We start from the raw sequence: 18150 nt of genomic DNA on the forward strand, positions 1-18150 counted from the left end.
CATGAGCTATGCAAATCAGCTGCGTATTCAGCAGCACCTGGAACAACTGGCCGAGTTCACCGCTACGCCGGGCGAAGGCACGACGCGTATGAGTTACAGCCCACAAGGCCAACAGGCGCGGGCTTATATCAAGGCGCAGATGGAGGCGGCGGGCCTCAGCGTACGTGAGGATGCCATCGGCAATATCTTCGGCAAGAGTCAGGCGCAGGACCCGGCATTGCCGAGCGTGATGATCGGCTCCCACTTTGACTCGGTGCCCAACGGTGGTGCTTTCGATGGCCCTGCCGGAGTGGTGATGGGGTTGGAAGTGGCCAAGCTGTTCCAAGAACATCGATTATTGCCGCGTTACCCGCTAGAAGTGGTGGCGCTGGTGGAAGAGGAAGGGGCCAGCTTTGGTCGTGGCCTGCTGGCTTCCTGTGCGATTGCAGGTAAGGTGGATGCTGCAGAGTTGCATCGCCTGCGGGATAGTCAGGGGCAATCGGCAGCACAATGCATGGCCAAGGTGGGTTTTGATGCCGATCGGGTGGCCAGCGTGGTGCGGGAGCCGCAAACCCTCAAGGCGTTTATCGAGCTGCATATTGAGCAAGGGCCGGTGCTGGAACAGGAAGGGTTAGACGTTGGCCTGGTAGACGTGATCGTCGGTATCACTCAGTTGGTTGTCACCATCACCGGTAAGGCCGGGCATGCGGGCACCACGCCGATGGATCGCCGCCACGATGCGCTGGTGGCCGCCAGCCAGGTGATCGCCCGCGTTGGCGATTTTGCCCGTGAGGCCGGTGATGAAACGGTCGCCACTACGGGGAAAATTCAGGTGTTCCCTAATGGAGCGAACGTGATACCGAGCAAGGTGATTTTCACCGTCGACATCCGTTCCAAGCGGCTGGATAAGCTGCAACAGGTGGTCGAGCAGACCAAGGCCTGTATCCAGCAGCAGGCCGGGGCAGGGATCGCCTGCCAGATTGAACAACCGTTGCTGGTAGAGCCAACGCGTCTGCACAGCGGTATCCACAGCCAGCTACAAAAACACAGCGAAGCGCTGGGCCTGAGCCACCGGACCATGGTCAGCGGAGCCGGGCATGATGCAATGATTTTTGCCGGGATCACCGACGTGGGGCTGGTGTTCGTGCCCAGCAAGGACGGCCTGAGCCATCACCCCGATGAGTGGACCGACTATGAGCAAATTCAGAAAGGTATCGACGTTATTTTTCAGACAGTAAAAGAGATCACAGAGGCCAGCAGTTATGACTAATCAAGCTATCGCGCAATCCATAAAAGCCCACGTGGAGGCGATGATTGCGTTCCGTCGCGATCTGCATGCTCACCCTGAACTGCCTTGGGAGGAGGTGCGCACCACTCAGAAGGTGGCGCAAGCGCTGGAGGAGATCGGTATTCCTTATCGCCTGACGACGCCAACGGGCGTGATTGCCGAGATTACGGGTGGGCAGCCAGGCAAGACTGTGGCCTTACGCGCCGATATGGATGCGTTGCCGGTGCAGGAACTCAACGACTCATTAAGTTATAAATCGCAGACCGACGGCAAGATGCACGCCTGTGGCCACGATGCCCACACCGCCATGCTGCTGACGGCGGCGAAAGCCCTGTATGAAAACCGTGAGAGCCTGCGTGGCAACGTGCGGTTGATTTTCCAACCTGCCGAAGAGATTGCTCAAGGCGCGCGTGAAATGGTGAAGCAGGGGGCAATCGAGGGCGTGGATAACGCGTTTGGCATGCATATCTGGACCACCAGCCCATCGGGCAAGGTGTCTTGTAATGTCGGCTCCACTTTTGCGTCTGCGGATTTGCTGAAGGTGAAGTTCAAAGGGCGCGGCGGCCACGGCTCAATGCCAGAGGCCTGTGTGGATGCTGCGGTTGTCGCTTCTGCCTTCGTGATGAACGTGCAGGCGATCGTTTCCCGTGAAACCTCTCCGTTAGAGTCAGCGGTAGTGACCATTGGCAAAATGGAAGTCGGCACCCGGTTTAACGTGATTGCTGAAAATGCGGTGCTGGACGGCACGGTGCGCTGCTTTAACGTCGAGGCACGTGAGCGTATCAAGGCGGCGATTGAGCGTTACGCCGAGCATACCGCGGCCATTTATGGCGCGACCGCACAGGTGGAATACACCTACGGCACTTTGCCGGTGATCAACGAGGAGCGCAGCGCGTTGCTGGCACAATCGGTGGTGCGTTCGGCCTTCGGCGACGAGGTGCTGTTTGCCGAAAAACCGACGACCGGCGGCGAGGACTTCAGCTTCTTTATTGAAAATATCCCTGGCTGCTTTGCCCTGTTGGGCTGCGGCAACCCGGAGAAAGGCACCGATTGGGCGCACCATCACGGCTGCTTCAATATCGATGAAGACGTGATGGCGACCGGCGCGGAGCTGTATGCGCAGTATGCCTGGAGTTACTTGCAGCAGGATGCGTTTTAAGCCCCTTCGCTTTATTGGGCAACATTGAGTGCGGTGATTGCCCCTCACCCCAACCCTCTCCCATAGGGAGAGGGAGCCAGTATGGCGCTGTAGTCAGGTACAGAAGCTAGCCTATGGCACCGCATGCTTCGCTGTTTAGCATTCTCGGTATTGAGATCAGATGTGGGAGTTATTCCGTGGCACATTTGGTCCCCTCCTCCACAGGGAGAGGGAGCCAGTATGGCGCTGTAGTCAGGTACAGAAGCTAGCCTATGGAACCGCATGCTTCGCTGTTTAGCATTCTCGGTATTGAGATCAGATGTGGGAGTTAATTCGTGGCACATTCGGTCCCCTCCTCCACAGGGAGAGGGAGCCAGTACGGCGCTGTACTCAGGTACAGAAACTAACCTGTGTCACCGCATGCTTCGCTGTTTAGCATTCTCGGTATTGAGATCAGATGTGGGAGTTATTCCGTGGCACATTTGGTCCCCTCCTCCACAGGGAGAGGGAGCCAGTACGGCGCTGTAGTCAGGTACAGAAGCTAGCCTATGGCACCGCATGCTTCGCTGTTTAGCATTCTCGGTATTGAGATCAGATGTGGGAGTTAATCCGTGGCACATTCGGTCCCCTCCTCCACAGGGAGAGGGAGCCAGTACGGCGCTGTAGTCAGGTACAGAAACTAACCTGTGTCACCGCATGCTTCGCTGTTTAGCATTCTCGGTATTGAGATCAGATGTGGGAGTTATTCCGTGGCACATTCGGTCCCCTCTCCCTTCGGGAGAGGGTTAGGGTGAGGGGCATCACGGAACTTATCAGTCCTCCGGTCCGCTCATCTCGCCGATAAAGTCCATTCTGTCACTGAGCCAGGTGTTCACTATCGCATCTGCGGCTTTAGCCGCATCGCTGGCAGAGAAATGCTTCTCGGTTTGCAACCAGCCCATGGTCGCCAGACGTGTTGGTTCAATGGCGACAAGCAACTGCTCGCGTTGTTCTTTCGGCCAAACTTTATCGTCAGACCAACTGCGGATTAGCTGTGCAGGATCGTCCGTGGCTGGCGTGCGCTGGCTTGGCTTAAGGAAATCCTCGGGGGAGACGGTGGCGCGCAGGCGGAACATGGCCCAATCGGCATAGCTGGCAAAGCGGATGGTACCGGAATTCTCACTGGCCTTGCCAATCATCGGTTCTATTGACTTGGTCAGTTGCTGCCAGGCTGGTCGTTCAAACAGATCGCCCTGCGGTGAACAAATGGGGGCCTGTGAATCACGAGACGATCCATATAATGCCCCAAAGGCTTCATAAGCCGCTGCGCCCTGCTGTTTGAAGATGAAGCAATGCACATAGGGGCGGCCATCGGCATTTTCATACCCGGCTCGCTCAATGGTCATGCGCAATAGCGTTAAAACTGCAACATCATGGCCGGTTTTGGGATCGTTTTCGATATCACGTAACACTGATTGGGAGAATGTGTCGTCGTTCATCGCCTTGATCACGCTTTGATGCCTGGTTTCTACCTCGGCATCCGTGACCTTGCTGGTGGGGGCAAACTGATGCAGGTAAATCAACCAGGCGGAGGCCAGCGGGCCGCGATACTGCTGCAACTGCTGTGCCGCTGTAACCGGGTCTGCCGGAATGCTGGCAATGATGTTATCTAGTGCCGAGGCGGCCTGCTTGGCGGTATTCTGCAACAGGGCGGCGCGTTGGCTAAATAAATCGCTCAGGCAACTTTCCTGACCGTTGCAGGCATCCCGCTGCTTCAACCAGCTACGCTGCTCGGCGCGTAATGCGTCGGCCTGATCACTTGGCAGGCTTGCCATTGCTAACCGGTAATTTTCGGTCAGTTGGCTGTCGAGGCTGCTCAGGTCTGGGCTATTGCAGATGCTATGCTCGATATCGCTGGTGGCTTTCTCACAATCGAAAGAAGCGGCTTGCACCGCCGTATTGGCCCCGAACGCCAGGCTCAGGCAGAGCAACAAGCGCGATAAAGGATGGCCGGCGAATGTTGTATCACGGAGAGAGTTAGCGCGTTGAAGCCTGGCGATCATGCTGAGTTCCTTTTGGTTGGGTCTTTAACTTTGCTCCATATTACTTTATTGCATCTATACAATATATTAGGTGTGCTTTTATTATGTTTATGCAATAACTCCATGGTAAGAAAGACAGCGTTGGCAGTTCTAACACCCAACACCGCCCCCCAACTCATCAACCCAGCGCAGCAAACCCAGAGCGGATTTCATCTTCCGGCAAATCGATGCCGATAAACACCATCGTGCTTTTGCACTCTTCTTCCGGCAGCCATTCACGGTCCCAGTCGGCGTTATACAGGCGTTGCACTCCCTGGAACAGCAGGCGGCGCGGTTCGTCCTTAATCGACAAAATCCCTTTGTAGCGCAGCAGGTTATCGGCGAACTTCAATAATAAGCCTTCCATCACTTCGGAAATCTGCATCAGCTCCAGCGGCTGGTCGTGATACACCACGATTGACTGGATATTATTTTGCGCTTGCGGAATGCGGCGGAAAACGGGGGTTGCCAGGTTGAGCTTATCGTTAAGCACAAAGCCTTCGATATCAAATAGCACGCCGAGATCGATATCACCGTGTGTCACCTTATATACCGGTGCGCGGGCGTTCATCAGTTGCAAACGCTGGATCAGCGCTTCGTTATCCGTTGCCACATCGGTCTTGGTCAGCAGGATACGATCGGCATAACCCACCTGGGCCTGCGAGATAGTGAACTGGTTCAACTGCTGATCGGCATGTACCGCATCCACCAGCGTGATAATCCCGTCCAGCAGGAAGCGTTGGCCGATGACTTCGTGCGAGAAGAAGGTCTGAGTGATCGGGCCGGGATCGGCCATGCCGGTGCATTCAATAATCAGCCGGTCAAACTCCAGTTGCCCCTGATCGACGCCGTCCAACAGATCCAGCAGCGCGTCTGCCAGTTCGTTGGATTTGCTGCAACAGATACAACCGTTGCTGAGGGTAGTGATGCGGCTGGCGCGGTCGCCAATCAGCGCGTTATCGATCGGCACCTCACCGAATTCGTTCTCGATGACGGCAATCTTGTAACCGTGGTTTTCATTCAGAATGTGGCGCAGCAGGGTGGTTTTGCCCGCGCCCAAAAAGCCCGTCAGGATGGTGACTGCAATGGGTTTCATGCCTGGTCCTTGTACTTACTTAACTAGCAACAGCGCATACCGCCTTTGCCATCGCCACCGTAGCGGGCATCCTGGCGTTCGCGGAAAAATTCTTTATAGGTCATCACCGGCTTGTCCGGATGGTTGTCTTTCATATGCTGGACGTAGGTATCGTAGTCAGGCACGCCCACTAACATGCGTGCAGCCTGCCCGAGATATTTACCCGCCTGGCCGAGGTTTCCGAACATGGGTTCACTCCAAAGAAAAATACCCTACATAACGTATTATCATTATGCAGGGTATCCATCAAATCACCATCAGTGGTGCGACGAAACTTTGACGCCACCCTCAGGAACCGGCACGTATGGTGTCTCCTGATCGGTGCGTTTCGGGTTTTTGTGCGCCGCCATGGCGGTTTTAATACCGAAGAAGATGATGCTGTACACCACCAGCAGGAACAGGATGCTCAAACCGGCGTTGGTGTAGTTGTTCACCACGATATGGTTCATGTTGGCAACCTGCTGTACGGTCAGTTCAGCACCGCCCTCGGTGATTTTGTTTCTGTACAGGCTAGCCTGGTAGAAGAAGCCTTCCAGCTGCGGATTGTCGCTGAACAGCTTGAGGCAAATCGCGTAGGTGGTACAGATCAACAGCCAAACTGCTGGGATCACGGTCACCCAGATGTACTTGGTGCGCTTCATCTTAATCAATACTACGGTGCTCAGTACCAGTGCTACGGCAGCCAACATCTGGTTGGAGATGCCGAACAGCGGCCACAGGCTCTTGACGCCGCCCAATGGATCGACCACGCCTTGATACAGCAGGTAACCCCACAGGCCAACGCAGCCTGCAGTACCGGCAATACCGGCCACCAGCGAATCGGTTTTCTTCAGGAATGGCACGAAGTTACCCAGCAAATCTTGCAGCATAAAGCGACCGGAACGGGTACCTGCATCCAGAGCGGTCAGGATGAACAGCGCTTCGAACAGAATACCGAAGTGATACCAGAAGCCCATGTTCGCGCCAGGGATGACCTGATGGAACACGTGAGCGATACCGACTGCCAGAGTTGGCGCGCCACCGGCACGGTTCAGTACCGAAGGTTCGCCGATGTCTTTGGCCGTTTGCAGGATCTGCTCAGGGGTAATCACAAAGCCCCAGGAACTGACGGTTGCGGCAGCATGCGCGGAGACATCACGCAGAGAGGCCATGATCATCGGTGCATCTTCGGTGCCCAGACGGTGCAGGTCTGGCATGGTGATGCCCAGTGCCGCCGGTGGGGTGTTCATGGCGAAGTACAGGCCAGGCTCGATGATAGAAGCCGCGACCAGTGCCATGATGGCAACGAAGGATTCCATCAGCATGGCGCCATAACCGATAAAGCGGGAGTCCATTTCGTTGGCCAGCAGTTTCGGTGTGGTACCTGAAGCGATCAGCGCGTGGAAGCCGGAAACGGCACCACAGGCAATGGTAATAAACAGGAACGGGAACAGGGTGCCTTTCCAGACCGGGCCGGTGCCGTCAATGAACTGCGTTACCGCAGGCATTTTCAGCTCAGGGTTGAGGATCACGATACCGATCGCCAGCCCGACGATCACGCCGATTTTCAGGAAGGTGGCCAGATAGTCACGCGGAGCCAGGATCAGCCATACCGGCAGCAGGGCAGAAACGAAGGCATAACCAATCAGCGTATAGGTGATAGTGGTGTCTTTAAAGGTCAGCGCCGGGCCCCAGTATGGGTCGTGGGCAATCACGCCGCCGAACCAGATGGAGGCGATCAACAGCACGATACCGATGACCGACACTTCACCCACCTTGCCAGGGCGCAGGAAGCGCATGTACACGCCCATAAACAGCGCGATTGGCACGGTAGAACAGACGGTGAACACGCCCCATGGGCTTTCGGCCAAGGCTTTCACTACGATCAGCGCCAGCACCGCGAGGATGATGATCATGATCAGGAAGCAGCCAAACAGCGCGATGGTGCCAGGGATTGGGCCCATTTCCTTTTTGATGATCTCGCCCAACGAGGCACCGTTACGGCGTGAGGAGATAAACAGCACCATAAAGTCCTGTACCGCCCCCGCCAACACCACGCCGCCTAGCAGCCACAGCGTACCGGGCAGATAGCCGACCTGTGCTGCCAGCACTGGGCCAACCAACGGACCCGCACCGGCGATTGCCGCAAAGTGGTGGCCGAACAGCACGTTTTTATTGGTGGGGACGTAGTTCAGGCCGTCGTTGTTTACCACCGCCGGTGTAGCGCGGGTGGCGTCCAACTGCATCACCTTGGTGGCGATGTAGAGGCTGTAGTAGCGATAAGCCACCAGGTAGACCGCTACCGAAGCAACGATGATCCACAGTGCACTAATACTTTCGCCACGGCGCAATGCGATGACACCCAGGCAGGAAGCCCCGAGTATCCCCAGCAGCATCCATGGGAGGTGTTTTAAAATCCCCTCGCGTTTCATGAGGTATCCTTATCCTATCTGCAAAAATTGAGTGATAAATCCGATTCTTAGATGTCGGACATTTAGCTGTAGCGTCTTCCCCTGGTTAGGGTCAGGTTTAGGAACAGCTCATCATTGCCAGGCTGGATAGGGAAAGACATCTGAATTTCAGCCAGCGGTTTTATACGCTGGCGAACGGTTGGAATGGCGGGGTGAGTGGTTTAGGCAGAAGTGTGAGTGGCGAAGGCGATCAGGTTTTGCTCCGTTTTGGCATTCGTCAACTGCTGCCCCATCCAAGGGCTGAAGGCCCAGGGGGCTGCCGTTACCGCAGCGATCAACGCGCGTAAATCAACCCAGTGGAAGTCCATCACTTCATCTGCTCTGGCTGCAACGGCACCCGTAGCCAATGCCGCGTAAACCGGGCAGATTTCGTTTTCCATAATGCCGGAGGCGTCTGTCTCGCAGTAGCGGAAATCGGGGTCGATGGCGGTGATCTGTTCCACGCTCAGGCCCACTTCATACAAACAGCGTTGCTCGATAGCGTGTTCGGTGCTCTCCTGCCACTGCGGATGGCCACAGACCGAGTTAGTCCAAACGCCTGGCCAGGCTTTTTTGCTCAGCGCTCGGCGGGTGATCAGCAACTCGCCTTGCGGGTTGAAGATCCAGGAGGAGAAAGCCAGATGCAGGGGCGTTTGTCGCTGGTGGGCCGCATATTTTTCCATCACGCCGGTGGGTTGACCTTGTTCATCAAGTAAAACGACATGCTGCTGGGTCATGAAAATTCCAATTTAATCGCGATGTACGACTATTACTATAACACCCGTGTCTTAATGTAGGGGGCACTTCATGCTGCGCCCATTCAGCCTCTATTTCGCACCTCATCCCAACTCAGACCGAAGCGCGCCAGGTATTTACGCAGCCGGTCTGCATCGTTGGGCTGCTTTTTCTGCTGGCGCGAGACGGCAAACAGCTGTCTACCCGCTTCGGAAAGTGATGTGGAAGCTCGGCACACGTTAAGCACCGTCTCCAACTGGCTTTGCTCGAACAGATCGATATCGGCAAGCTCGACAGGTAATTGCACGCTGGTGTTCCCCTGCCAATGGGATTTCAGCCGGGCGATTTCTTCATCGACCAAAGGCTGGTTGATGCGCCCTTGCTCTGCCAACGTTGCCATGCGTGCGATGGAAGATCCCAGCTCACGGAAGTTGCCGCGCCAGACCGCCTGTGGGGAACGGGCAAAAGCCAGGTAACGCTGTCTGGCGTCTTTGTCGAAACGGACCTGCGTCTGGTTGCTGCGAGCAAAGCGTTGTAATTCGTAATCGATGTTCGGCTCGATATCTTCGCGGCGCTCAGCCAGGCCGGGCAGTGGGAAGGTCCACATATTGATACGGGCGTATAAATCCTCACGGAAACGGCCTTGAGCTATCCAGTCGCGCATATCACGATGGGTGCCGGCAATCAGCTGGAAGTCGCTACTGGCTTCTTTATCGGCCCCAAAGGGGAAGAAGGTTTTTTCCTCGATGGCTTTCAGCAGCATCGCCTGTTCGTCTAACCCCAGCTCGGCGATCTCATCAAGGAACAGTACGCCGCCGTCGGCTTCACGCAGTAGGCCTGCTCGTGCCTGCAACGCACCGGTGAACGCCCCTTTCACATGGCCGAACAGGGTCGACATGGCGTTATCGCCGCGAAGGGTGGCACAGTTCACCGCGACAAAACGGCCTTTTACCAGATGGCGAGAATGCCGGAGTTGATAGATACGCTCGGCCAAAAAGGATTTCCCGGCTCCGGTGGGGCCGGTGAGCAGCATGGGCGCATTTGAACGCAGGGCGACGCGCTCAATCTGGTCGATCAGCGTGTTAAAGGTAGCGTTGCGCGTTTCAATACCGGCTTTGAGGAACGACACCGAGCGCTGTTGCTCATGCAGGAATCGGCTGGTGAGGGCGGTATAGCGGCTGAGATCAAGATCGATCACCGAGTAAATCCCTTGGGGAGACGGGCGATCGGCTTTGTCACCGGGGGCGGTTTGCAGTAGTTGAGCAGGCAGGTATCGTGCCTCTGTTAGCAGGAACCAGCAGATCTGTACCACATGGGTGCCAGTGGTGATATGCACCAGATAGTCTTCGTTCTCGGTATCAAACGGATAGCGGCTGGCGAAATCCAGAAAGGCGCTGTACACCTCTTCCAAATCCCAGGGATCTTTAAGTGCCACTTCCTGTAACACCACCTGAGTGGCTGGCGAAACCGCTACGATATCTTCCGCCACCTGCTGCGCCATGCCTTTATCGCGCGGCTGATGCAGCAGCTCCAGGCGATCGATCGGCAGATCGGGCTGCTGGCACAGACCCACCGTTGGCCGCCATTTGCTCCAGCGGTTTTCCCGTTTGCCACGTTTATCCAGCGTGGTGCCCAGCACTCCAATCACAACCCTGCGTTTCATATTATCCCTTGCGATAAAATACTATCCTGAAAGATAAAATACCGGCTTGTTGGCAACATCGCCAGTCATCTGTGATTAATTATTTATTGGTTAAATATCAATTAATTGTATTTTTAATGGGTATTTTTGACCGAGTTGGCACGCCTTTCGCTATATCCACTACGTCAAAAGAAAAAGGATGACTAAAGAATGAAGAATAATTATGAGTTGATGGCACCGGTTAATAGCGCACCGATCAAAATGTGGACACAGGGCGTGCCCGTAGAGCCAGAAGCGCGTGAGCAGTTGCTGAATACGGCGAAAATGCCGTTTATTTTTAAACACTTGGCGGTTATGCCGGATGTGCATTTGGGTAAGGGGTCCACCATTGGTAGTGTGATCCCTACCCGTGGCGCGATTATTCCGGCGGCCGTTGGCGTGGATATTGGTTGCGGCATGATTGCGGTGCGTACTTCGCTGGTGGCCGCCGATCTGCCGGATAGCCTGGCTGGGCTGCGTAGCGCCATCGAACAGGCGGTGCCGCATGGCCGTACCTCGACCCGTTCAAGAAGAGATAAAGGGGCCTGGGAAACGCCACCGCAAACGGTCGATCAGCATTGGGCCACTTTGCTGCCACGCTTTAAGCGCTTGACCGACAAATATCCGCAGTTGCTGAAAACCAACAATTATCAGCATCTGGGAACGTTGGGAACGGGTAACCACTTTATCGAAGTCTGCCTGGATGAAACGCAGCAGGTGTGGGTGATGCTGCATAGCGGTTCCCGTGGCGTGGGGAATGCCATCGGTTCACTGTTTATTGCCTTGGCACAGCAGGATATGCAACAGCATATCGCTAACTTGCCGGATCGTAACCTGGCCTATTTCGAGGAAGGTAGCCAGCATTTTGACGATTACATGGAAGCCGTGGATTGGGCACAGGATTTCGCCCGCCATAACCGGGAAGTGATGATGGAGCACGTGCTGGCGGCGCTGTCGCGTATCGTGACCAAACCGTTCACTACCCAGCAAGAGGCCGTGAACTGCCACCATAACTATGTGCAGCGTGAGACGCACTTTGGTGAGCCGGTGTTGGTGACGCGTAAAGGGGCCGTGTCTGCGCAGAAAGGCCAGATGGGGATCATCCCTGGCTCTATGGGGGCGAAAAGCTTCATCGTGCGCGGATTGGGTAACGAAGAGAGTTTCTGCTCTTGCAGCCATGGCGCAGGCCGCACCATGAGCCGTACGGCGGCAAAAAAACGCTTCACCGTGGCCGATCAGATCCGGGCAACCGAACATGTGGAATGCCGTAAGGACAGCGAGGTGATCGATGAGATCCCAATGGCTTATAAAGATATCGATGCGGTGATGGCGGCACAGTCCTCACTGGTGGAAATCGTCCATACCCTGCGTCAGGTGGTATGCGTAAAAGGATAACGTGATGGAACAGCGAGTAAACGGCGTGGATAGCGCCATGCGGGAAAGAGTCCGGCAGGTGCTGGGTGAGGTGGAAAAGCGTTACGACGTGCGGGTGCTTTATGCCTGCGAATCCGGTAGCCGCGGCTGGGGCTTTGCCTCGCCGGACAGCGATTACGACGTGCGCTTTTTGTATGTCCACCCGCCGGAATGGTATTTACGGGTGGAGCCACACCGGGATGTGATCGAACTACCAATCGATCATGAATTGGATATCTGTGGCTGGGAATGGCGCAAGGCGCTTGGTCTGCTGAAGCGGGCCAACCCAACGTTGATCGAGTGGTTGGATTCACCGGTGGTATATCAGGAAGCCCCTGAGAGCGTTGCGGCGTTGCGAGGTGTAGTGCCTGAATGGTTCTCCGCGCAGCGGGCGCGTTGGCACTACCTGTCGATGGCCAGGAAAAACTTCCGTGGCTATTTGCAGGGGGAGCAGGTACGGCTGAAGAAATACTTCTACGTGCTGCGCCCGTTGCTGGTGGTGCGCTGGATAGAAGCGGGCAAGGGCGTGCCGCCGATGCGTTTTGACCAACTGTTGGCTGACACGGTGGAAGATCCGCTGCTGTTGGCGGAAATCCATGAATTACTGGCGGCGAAACGGCGCGCAGGCGAGGCGGAGTACGGCCCGCGTAGGGAAAGGATCCACGCGTTTATCACGCAGGAGCTGACGGCGGATGCCCGGCAGGAAGCCTTGCCCGACAGCCCGGCCCGCAGCGACAAATCGCTGGATGAACTGCTTTATCGCACGGTGATGGTGTAATCAACCGGGGAGAAGGAAGGCTCCCCGGTAATGCCAAGGTTAGTAGGGACCGCTCATGTTCGACCGAAGGGGCGCTGCATGATATGTCCGTTTAACAATATGCTGGCGAGCCGATGAATAAATGTCTGTAGTCTCGGGAGTCTGCGGATTTTGCCAGGGATTAACGACGTCCGGGATGACCTTTTCCATGATCCTTCCCATACCCATGTTTATCACCGCCTTTGTGATCACCTCTGTTACCATGCTCCTTGCGGGGCGGCACTTTATGACCCTTATCGTCGTCACCATCACTTAGCAGTGCCAATGCGACCAGTGCACCTAGCCCGATCACCACACCGGTGATCGCGACCTCATCGTTGGTCATATTGGCACAACCCACCGTCGACAAACACAGCAAACCAATCAGCGGATTTCTCAAAGACTTAACCATGATCATTGATCCTTTTTACGGTCAGTTAGCTATCCATTCAAACTACCGATACCGTAGGACATCGCGATCGCGAGCTCAAGATAAGCTCAGGTAAATTAAGTGATAAGCTTCGTCAAGGAGCTTGACGTGGATTGACATTAGCGGGAGCCAAAGGATAAAAAAGCCAGGTTGCCTGCAGACAACATGACACTATTCTTCCCTCACCCCAGCGGTGTGGCGGTCAAACGCAGGCGTAAACCGTAGCACGTTCGATTCCCTCTCCTTGGGGAGAGGGTTAGGGTGAGGGAGAATAACGCTATTATTTCAACGCAATGCGGATCACGTCATCTGGATCGGTGGCTTCTTTTTCACGGCTTGAAGCCTGCTTCACGCTCACGTACAGCGTCTTACCATCTGGTGACAGTGCCAGGCTGTTCGGATGCGTTGGTGTCTTGATGGTTTCCAACAGCTTGTAGCTCTTGGCGTCGATCACGCTCACGGTGCCCGCTTGGCGATGAGTAACGTACACTTCATTGCGTGCTGGGTTAAACAACACGGCCAGGGATTCCGGCACGTCGATCTTCTGCAGAATGTTGCCGTTGTTGGTATCAACAACCAGTACCTGCGGCTGCTTGGAATCGGTGATGAACGCACGGTGGGTTGCCGGATCCAGGCTGATATTCAGGAAGAAGTGCTCCTTCGACTCATCCAGCTTCTTACGTGACAGCACCTTGTTGGTTTTGGTATCGATAGTCACCAACTCGCCATCGGCATTGGTCACATACAGGCGGCTTGCCGCTGCATCCAGCGCCAGGCCGGTACCGTATTTACCGGTTTCGGTGATGGTGGTGCGCAGAGTCAGATCCTTGCCATCCACAACCCAAACCACGCTGGACTCGCCCAAGCCGGTGATGTAGACGGTGTCTGTGGTCGCGTCTGCCACCAGCTCACGTGGGGCCAATGGTTTCACGGTATCAGAGCGTTTACGCGCATCCAGCACCAGGCGGCCTTTCACTTCGCCGGATTTGCCGTCGATCGCGGTCAGCGAGTTACTGGTGGTGTTACCAAAATAGAGAGTATCGGTCTTGGTGTTGATGGCGGCACCGAACGGTTTGATATCGTTATGAATGATCTGCGTGATATCCAGCGTTTGTGGGTCAAGGCGATAGACGATGCCGCCCTTATCCAGCTTGCGGCTCTGTGACGTTGCCAGATACAGCGCATTCTCGCCCTGGCTGTACACCATCTCGTAAGCGCCTTTACCTACCGGCTTACGCAGCAGTTCCGTTTCTGTCTGTGCCAGTACAGAGGTGGAAAACATCAGGCTGCTGAGAAGCAACAGAGGGTAAACCGCACGTCCGCCAAACTTACGGCTGGTGGTCATCATAGCGTTCATAAAAGCTCCATTTGATCAAAATACAGGCCGCCACCGGGCTGCTGCTCGGTGGCTAAATCGGGCTCAACATTGAATCGAAAGCAAAATCTGGCCGGTCATGTCATTGCATGCGGCTCACTATATTTGTGAATGATAATCATTATTCTTACGGAAGGGGAGCACTTTTGTTGCTTGGGGCGATAAGAGTCACGTTTAGGGCAATCAGAGAGAAGAGAATATCCGGCCAGTGTCTACTCTTCGGTCAGGATCAGGCCCAGACGCTCGGCGGTCTTTTGGATAATTTGGCCAATGGCTTTATGGCTGAGGAGACGGCTTGAGGGTTCGGCTATCGAGAGTTCACTATCCATGACCCGTTGGCCGCCAAACAGGATCATGGCAAAATGATCGTCATTTCTTTTTGAGTACCACTTCATTCCGTCAACGTTATGATGCTGTTGATAAATAGCCTGTGACCAGGCTCGGGTTTGCGAGTATTCGAGCTGGGTACTGCCGATCAATTCATCGCGATCGATGCCCATATAGAGACAATCCTGTGCTCGGCAACTGACGACGTTCAGATCCCGCTCCAGTTTCAGCTGGATGTAATGCATATGGGTAAATGGGCGTAAATCGAAAAATTCTGTTTTGCCTGTGGCGACCACATCGTGAAAAACCGATTCCGCGATAGCGGCTTCGCAACTGCTGGCCAGGTACATGGTGGGGATCAGATCCAAAGCTGCATCCCTGATAGGGCTGAAACGGGCTCCGTACTCATGGGGAAGCAATATTCTGCCGGGATTAAAACTGTCTCCGGGGTACTGCGCATCATGGCAGCGATGTAACACCGTGCCTTTGGGGATGGCTTCGATTCTTACCCGCAGGGTCTTGCCAGGGGCGGCTATCTTGCGGCCAAGAAAAACGGGTGAACCAAAATCTTCCTTTTTGGGCTCACCCTTCTGTTTAACTTTGCTCTGCTCCATCGACGATCCTTTTCGCTTCATATTCCGCCGCCGCAATCACATTGGCCGGATATGACTGCAACATCTCCATGGGGCGGCGGCCAGCCAACAGGTTGTTTGACGTCGCGAACCACTGGGCAAGCCCCCAGCCGCGTTTCAGGTTTTTAAAGCTGGCGAGTAACACTGCCATCACGGGGAGAGGACGATAGTTATCATCCAGCGCATAACGGGGAAAGAGTTGTGTTGCCCCTTTCTTCAATGAAAATATGCGGTTATGACTCTTCCATTTGCTTGGCTGGGCCGAGGGATTCTCGGTAGCAAAGCCTGCCAGATGGGAAATCTGCTCTGCCGTGAGCCATTCGCTGGCCGCCAGGATGTGCTCACGCCCGCGTTCCACCTTGGAAATATCAACCAGCCCGCTGTGGTTGACGGGCTCTTGCGTATCCCGCGGAAGAATTATCCTGGCAGTGTCATCTGGATTGATCTGTTGCTCCAGGCTATGAAACATGGCTTCAAAACGTGTCTCGTCGATGTGGCAAACGTCGCCATGATCATTTTCAGCTTCCCTAACCTGGCGGAGAGTTTGCAACATGATTTTCAGGTGTTCTTCAACCACACCGAGAGACGTTGAGTTGTCTATATCAACTTTCAGCTGAAAGAAAGGCTTCTGCGCCTTCATTTTCCTTTTACTGATGACCATCTGCAGCCCATCTTCCCTGATCCTGAGGCCATCTCTGTTGATGTCGATTTCTCGGGCCAGCATTCTCTTCTCCTGTTAGCTAAAGCTAACCGTTTTAACTATTCTAACCAAACTATCCTCAGTTATAGCAGGTTGTGTAAGAATTAACCAGAACAGATGCAGCAACATGATCGGTCGAGGTGTGGGCTTACAGTCTTATCGCACCAGCAAGCGCCTGGTCTGCGGCGGCTTTTTCCGCCAGATAACGGGCCGGAGGCTTACCTACCGCTTTACGGAACATGGTGACAAAACCGCTGGCGCTCTCGTAGCCGAGATCTAACGCTACGGTCTGGACGCTTTCCCCCTGCGTTAAGCGTTGCAGAGCCAGCATCACATGTAATTGCCGCCGCCAGTGGCCAAAGCTCATGCCCATCTGCTGTTGCAGCGTTCGGCTGAGCGAACGTTCGCTCATGCCAATGCGTTGCGCCCACTGACCCAGCGTGGATTTATCGGCCGGGTTGGCCAGCAGTTGCTCGGTCAATTGGCGGATGCGGGCATCATTGGACACCGGCAGGTGCAGGTTCTCCAGCGGCGCGGCGGCCAGTTGATCCAACAAAACCTTCGCAATGCGGCCTTCCGGACCCTCTTCCGGATAGAGAATATCGAACTGGCTGGCCTGCAACAGCAGTTCTCGCAGTAATGGAGATACCGTCAAGGTGCAGCAGTTTTGTGGCAAACCAGGGATGGCATCCTGCTCAACGAAGAGGCAATAGCACTCGCTTTGGCTGGTAGCTCGCGCGTTGTGGCTGACGTTACTGGGCATCCACAAGGCACATTGTGGTGGCACCAGCCACAGGCCATTTTCAACCTCGCAGCGGATCATGCCGCGCACCGTGTAAATCAATTGCGCCTTGCGGTGGCGATGATGGGTGCATTCCCAGTCTTTCTGCACGCTTGATGCCTGAACCGCGAAGATGGCGCGGGGCACGTTATCGATATCGGGTCTGGGATCCTGGCAAGTGGCTTTCATGAGAACAATTATCATATTGGCGTATTTGAGCAATATTATGTCTTGATTGTGCAATGTGGTCTAGCGCCAACGTCGATAGAGTAAGCGCCACTGGCGTGTTTTGTGGTAACACGCTCATGACCGACAACGCAGAGGAGAGGCCATGCATCAGGAAAATGTTATCAGTCAGCTTCTGGCCTGGATTGAGCAAAGCCTGGATCAGCCCTTGACGCTGGACAGCATCGCGGCCAAATCCGGCTATTCCAAATGGCACCTGCAACGGATGTTCAAGCAGCACACCGGCGAAGTGTTGGGGACCTATGCCCGGCGCAGAAGGTTGACGGCGGCGGCACGTGAGTTGCGCCTGACCAGCGCCACGGTGGCCTGTATCGCAGATAAATACCAGTTCGATTCGCAGCAGACTTTCACCCGTGGATTTAAAAAACAGTTTGGTTTGCCACCGGCGGCTTATCGTCGCAGCGTGGACTGGCCTAGTTATGGTTTGCAACCGCCGTTGAATATGACCCATGAGCCAATGCAAGAGGCGCAGATTATTGTGCTGCCTTCGATGAAACTAGTCGGCCATACTCAGCAGGGTAGCTGCACGTTGGGGCAATTGGGGCCCTCGAAAAAGCGGCTACGCCAACACGCCTGGCGGCATTTGCTGCATCCGGAACAGGAATTACCCACCGTCGCGTATGGCCTGATGAGCCTGAAGGCAGACACCCAGCAGCGGGATCGTCAACAGATGGTGTATACGGCGGCACTGCCAGAGGAAGAGGCGGCAGGTGAAACGGTGACGATCGAACCCGGGGAGTATGCCCGCTTTGCCTATCAGGGGCAGGTTGCAGGGCTCCAGAACTTTATCGCCCGGCTGTATGACACGGCCATTCCGCAGATGAATGCGGTACGGCGGCCAGGGCAGGATATTGAGCGTTTTTACCCGGCATTAGGCGTTTGCTACGGTGACGAACAGGCGGCGATCAGCTGTGAATATCTTATCCCGATCCGCCGTAGCGAAGAGGTCAGTGGGCTACGCTAAGGCAGGAATTTACCAAAAGAACACTTTTCCCCATATCCGGC

16 protein-coding genes are annotated in these 18150 nt (G+C 55.1%); 5 read left to right on the forward strand and 11 right to left on the reverse strand.

Annotation, left to right across the window (positions count from 1 at the left end; genetic code table 11):
- Window position 1: 1 nt before the first annotated feature.
- Together N6G83_RS39460 and N6G83_RS39465 are read left to right on the forward strand one after the other, a co-directional pair.
- Window positions 2-1249 (forward strand): Zn-dependent hydrolase, encoded by a 1248-nt coding sequence (locus N6G83_RS39460; protein ID WP_211134684.1) that lies wholly within the window; start codon window positions 2-4, stop codon window positions 1247-1249.
- Window positions 1242-2426, forward strand: coding sequence for a M20 family metallopeptidase (locus tag N6G83_RS39465; RefSeq protein ID WP_021807871.1), 1185 nt, complete (start codon window positions 1242-1244; stop codon window positions 2424-2426). Before N6G83_RS39460 ends, N6G83_RS39465 begins: the two co-directional genes overlap by 8 nt.
- A gap of 791 nt (window positions 2427-3217) precedes the next feature.
- Here the strand turns inward: N6G83_RS39465 and N6G83_RS39470 are convergent.
- The 6 genes from N6G83_RS39470 to rtcR all read right to left on the reverse strand — a co-directional run bounded on the left by N6G83_RS39470 (window position 3218) and on the right by rtcR (window position 10427).
- A complete protein-coding gene (locus N6G83_RS39470; RefSeq protein ID WP_211135785.1) occupies window positions 3218-4447 on the reverse strand; it encodes a lysozyme inhibitor LprI family protein in 1230 nt (409 codons plus the stop codon).
- A gap of 157 nt (window positions 4448-4604) precedes the next feature.
- Complete coding sequence (gene yjiA / locus N6G83_RS39475) at window positions 4605-5561, reverse strand: GTPase (RefSeq protein WP_024531184.1); 957 nt, start codon at window positions 5559-5561, stop codon at window positions 4605-4607.
- Window positions 5562-5584: 23 nt separating this feature from the next.
- Entirely contained in the window at window positions 5585-5788 is a 204-nt protein-coding gene (locus N6G83_RS39480) for a YbdD/YjiX family protein (protein ID WP_021179159.1), read from the reverse strand.
- A 69-nt stretch (window positions 5789-5857) separates the two neighbouring features.
- The gene (locus N6G83_RS39485; protein ID WP_024531182.1) at window positions 5858-8011 is read right to left on the reverse strand and encodes a carbon starvation CstA family protein; all 2154 of its coding nucleotides are present in this window, start codon (window positions 8009-8011) and stop codon (window positions 5858-5860) included.
- Between the two features lie 200 nt (window positions 8012-8211).
- Window positions 8212-8766 carry an isopentenyl-diphosphate Delta-isomerase gene (gene idi, locus N6G83_RS39490; protein ID WP_211135786.1) on the reverse strand — a complete coding sequence of 185 codons (555 nt, stop codon included), beginning with the start codon at window positions 8764-8766 and terminating at the stop codon, window positions 8212-8214.
- A gap of 83 nt (window positions 8767-8849) precedes the next feature.
- Window positions 8850-10427, reverse strand: a complete 1578-nt coding sequence (gene rtcR, locus N6G83_RS39495; RefSeq protein WP_074028418.1) for an RNA repair transcriptional activator RtcR — start codon at window positions 10425-10427, stop codon at window positions 8850-8852.
- Window positions 10428-10616: 189 nt separating this feature from the next.
- Here rtcR and N6G83_RS39500 point away from each other — a divergent pair, with 189 nt between their 5' ends.
- Window positions 10617-11840: an RtcB family protein gene (locus tag N6G83_RS39500; RefSeq protein ID WP_211135787.1), complete on the forward strand. Its 1224-nt coding sequence runs from the start codon at window positions 10617-10619 to the stop codon at window positions 11838-11840.
- A gap of 4 nt (window positions 11841-11844) precedes the next feature.
- Window positions 11845-12636 (forward strand): nucleotidyltransferase domain-containing protein, encoded by a 792-nt coding sequence (locus tag N6G83_RS39505; RefSeq protein WP_211135788.1) that lies wholly within the window; start codon window positions 11845-11847, stop codon window positions 12634-12636.
- A 160-nt stretch (window positions 12637-12796) separates the two neighbouring features.
- On the opposite strand, the gene N6G83_RS39510 is transcribed toward N6G83_RS39505, so the two are convergent.
- The 5 genes from N6G83_RS39510 to N6G83_RS39530 form a co-directional block, all read right to left on the reverse strand.
- The gene (locus N6G83_RS39510) at window positions 12797-13066 is read right to left on the reverse strand and encodes a hypothetical protein (RefSeq protein ID WP_037435676.1); all 270 of its coding nucleotides are present in this window, start codon (window positions 13064-13066) and stop codon (window positions 12797-12799) included.
- Window positions 13067-13364: 298 nt separating this feature from the next.
- A complete protein-coding gene (locus tag N6G83_RS39515) occupies window positions 13365-14441 on the reverse strand; it encodes a YncE family protein (protein ID WP_211135789.1) in 1077 nt (358 codons plus the stop codon).
- A gap of 230 nt (window positions 14442-14671) precedes the next feature.
- The gene (locus N6G83_RS39520; protein ID WP_211135790.1) at window positions 14672-15400 is read right to left on the reverse strand and encodes an RES family NAD+ phosphorylase; all 729 of its coding nucleotides are present in this window, start codon (window positions 15398-15400) and stop codon (window positions 14672-14674) included.
- Window positions 15381-16142: a hypothetical protein gene (locus N6G83_RS39525; RefSeq protein WP_211135791.1), complete on the reverse strand. Its 762-nt coding sequence runs from the start codon at window positions 16140-16142 to the stop codon at window positions 15381-15383. The genes N6G83_RS39520 and N6G83_RS39525 overlap by 20 nt, the downstream gene beginning before the upstream one ends.
- Window positions 16143-16266: 124 nt before the next feature.
- On the reverse strand, window positions 16267-17088 hold the full coding sequence (locus N6G83_RS39530; protein WP_065683666.1) for an AraC family transcriptional regulator: 822 nt from the start codon (window positions 17086-17088) through the stop codon (window positions 16267-16269).
- A 142-nt stretch (window positions 17089-17230) separates the two neighbouring features.
- Here N6G83_RS39530 and N6G83_RS39535 point away from each other — a divergent pair, with 142 nt between their 5' ends.
- Window positions 17231-18109: a helix-turn-helix domain-containing protein gene (locus N6G83_RS39535; RefSeq protein WP_211135792.1), complete on the forward strand. Its 879-nt coding sequence runs from the start codon at window positions 17231-17233 to the stop codon at window positions 18107-18109.
- The last annotated feature ends 41 nt before the right edge of the window (window positions 18110-18150 follow it).

The organism is Serratia sp. PL7 (assembly GCF_945957435.1).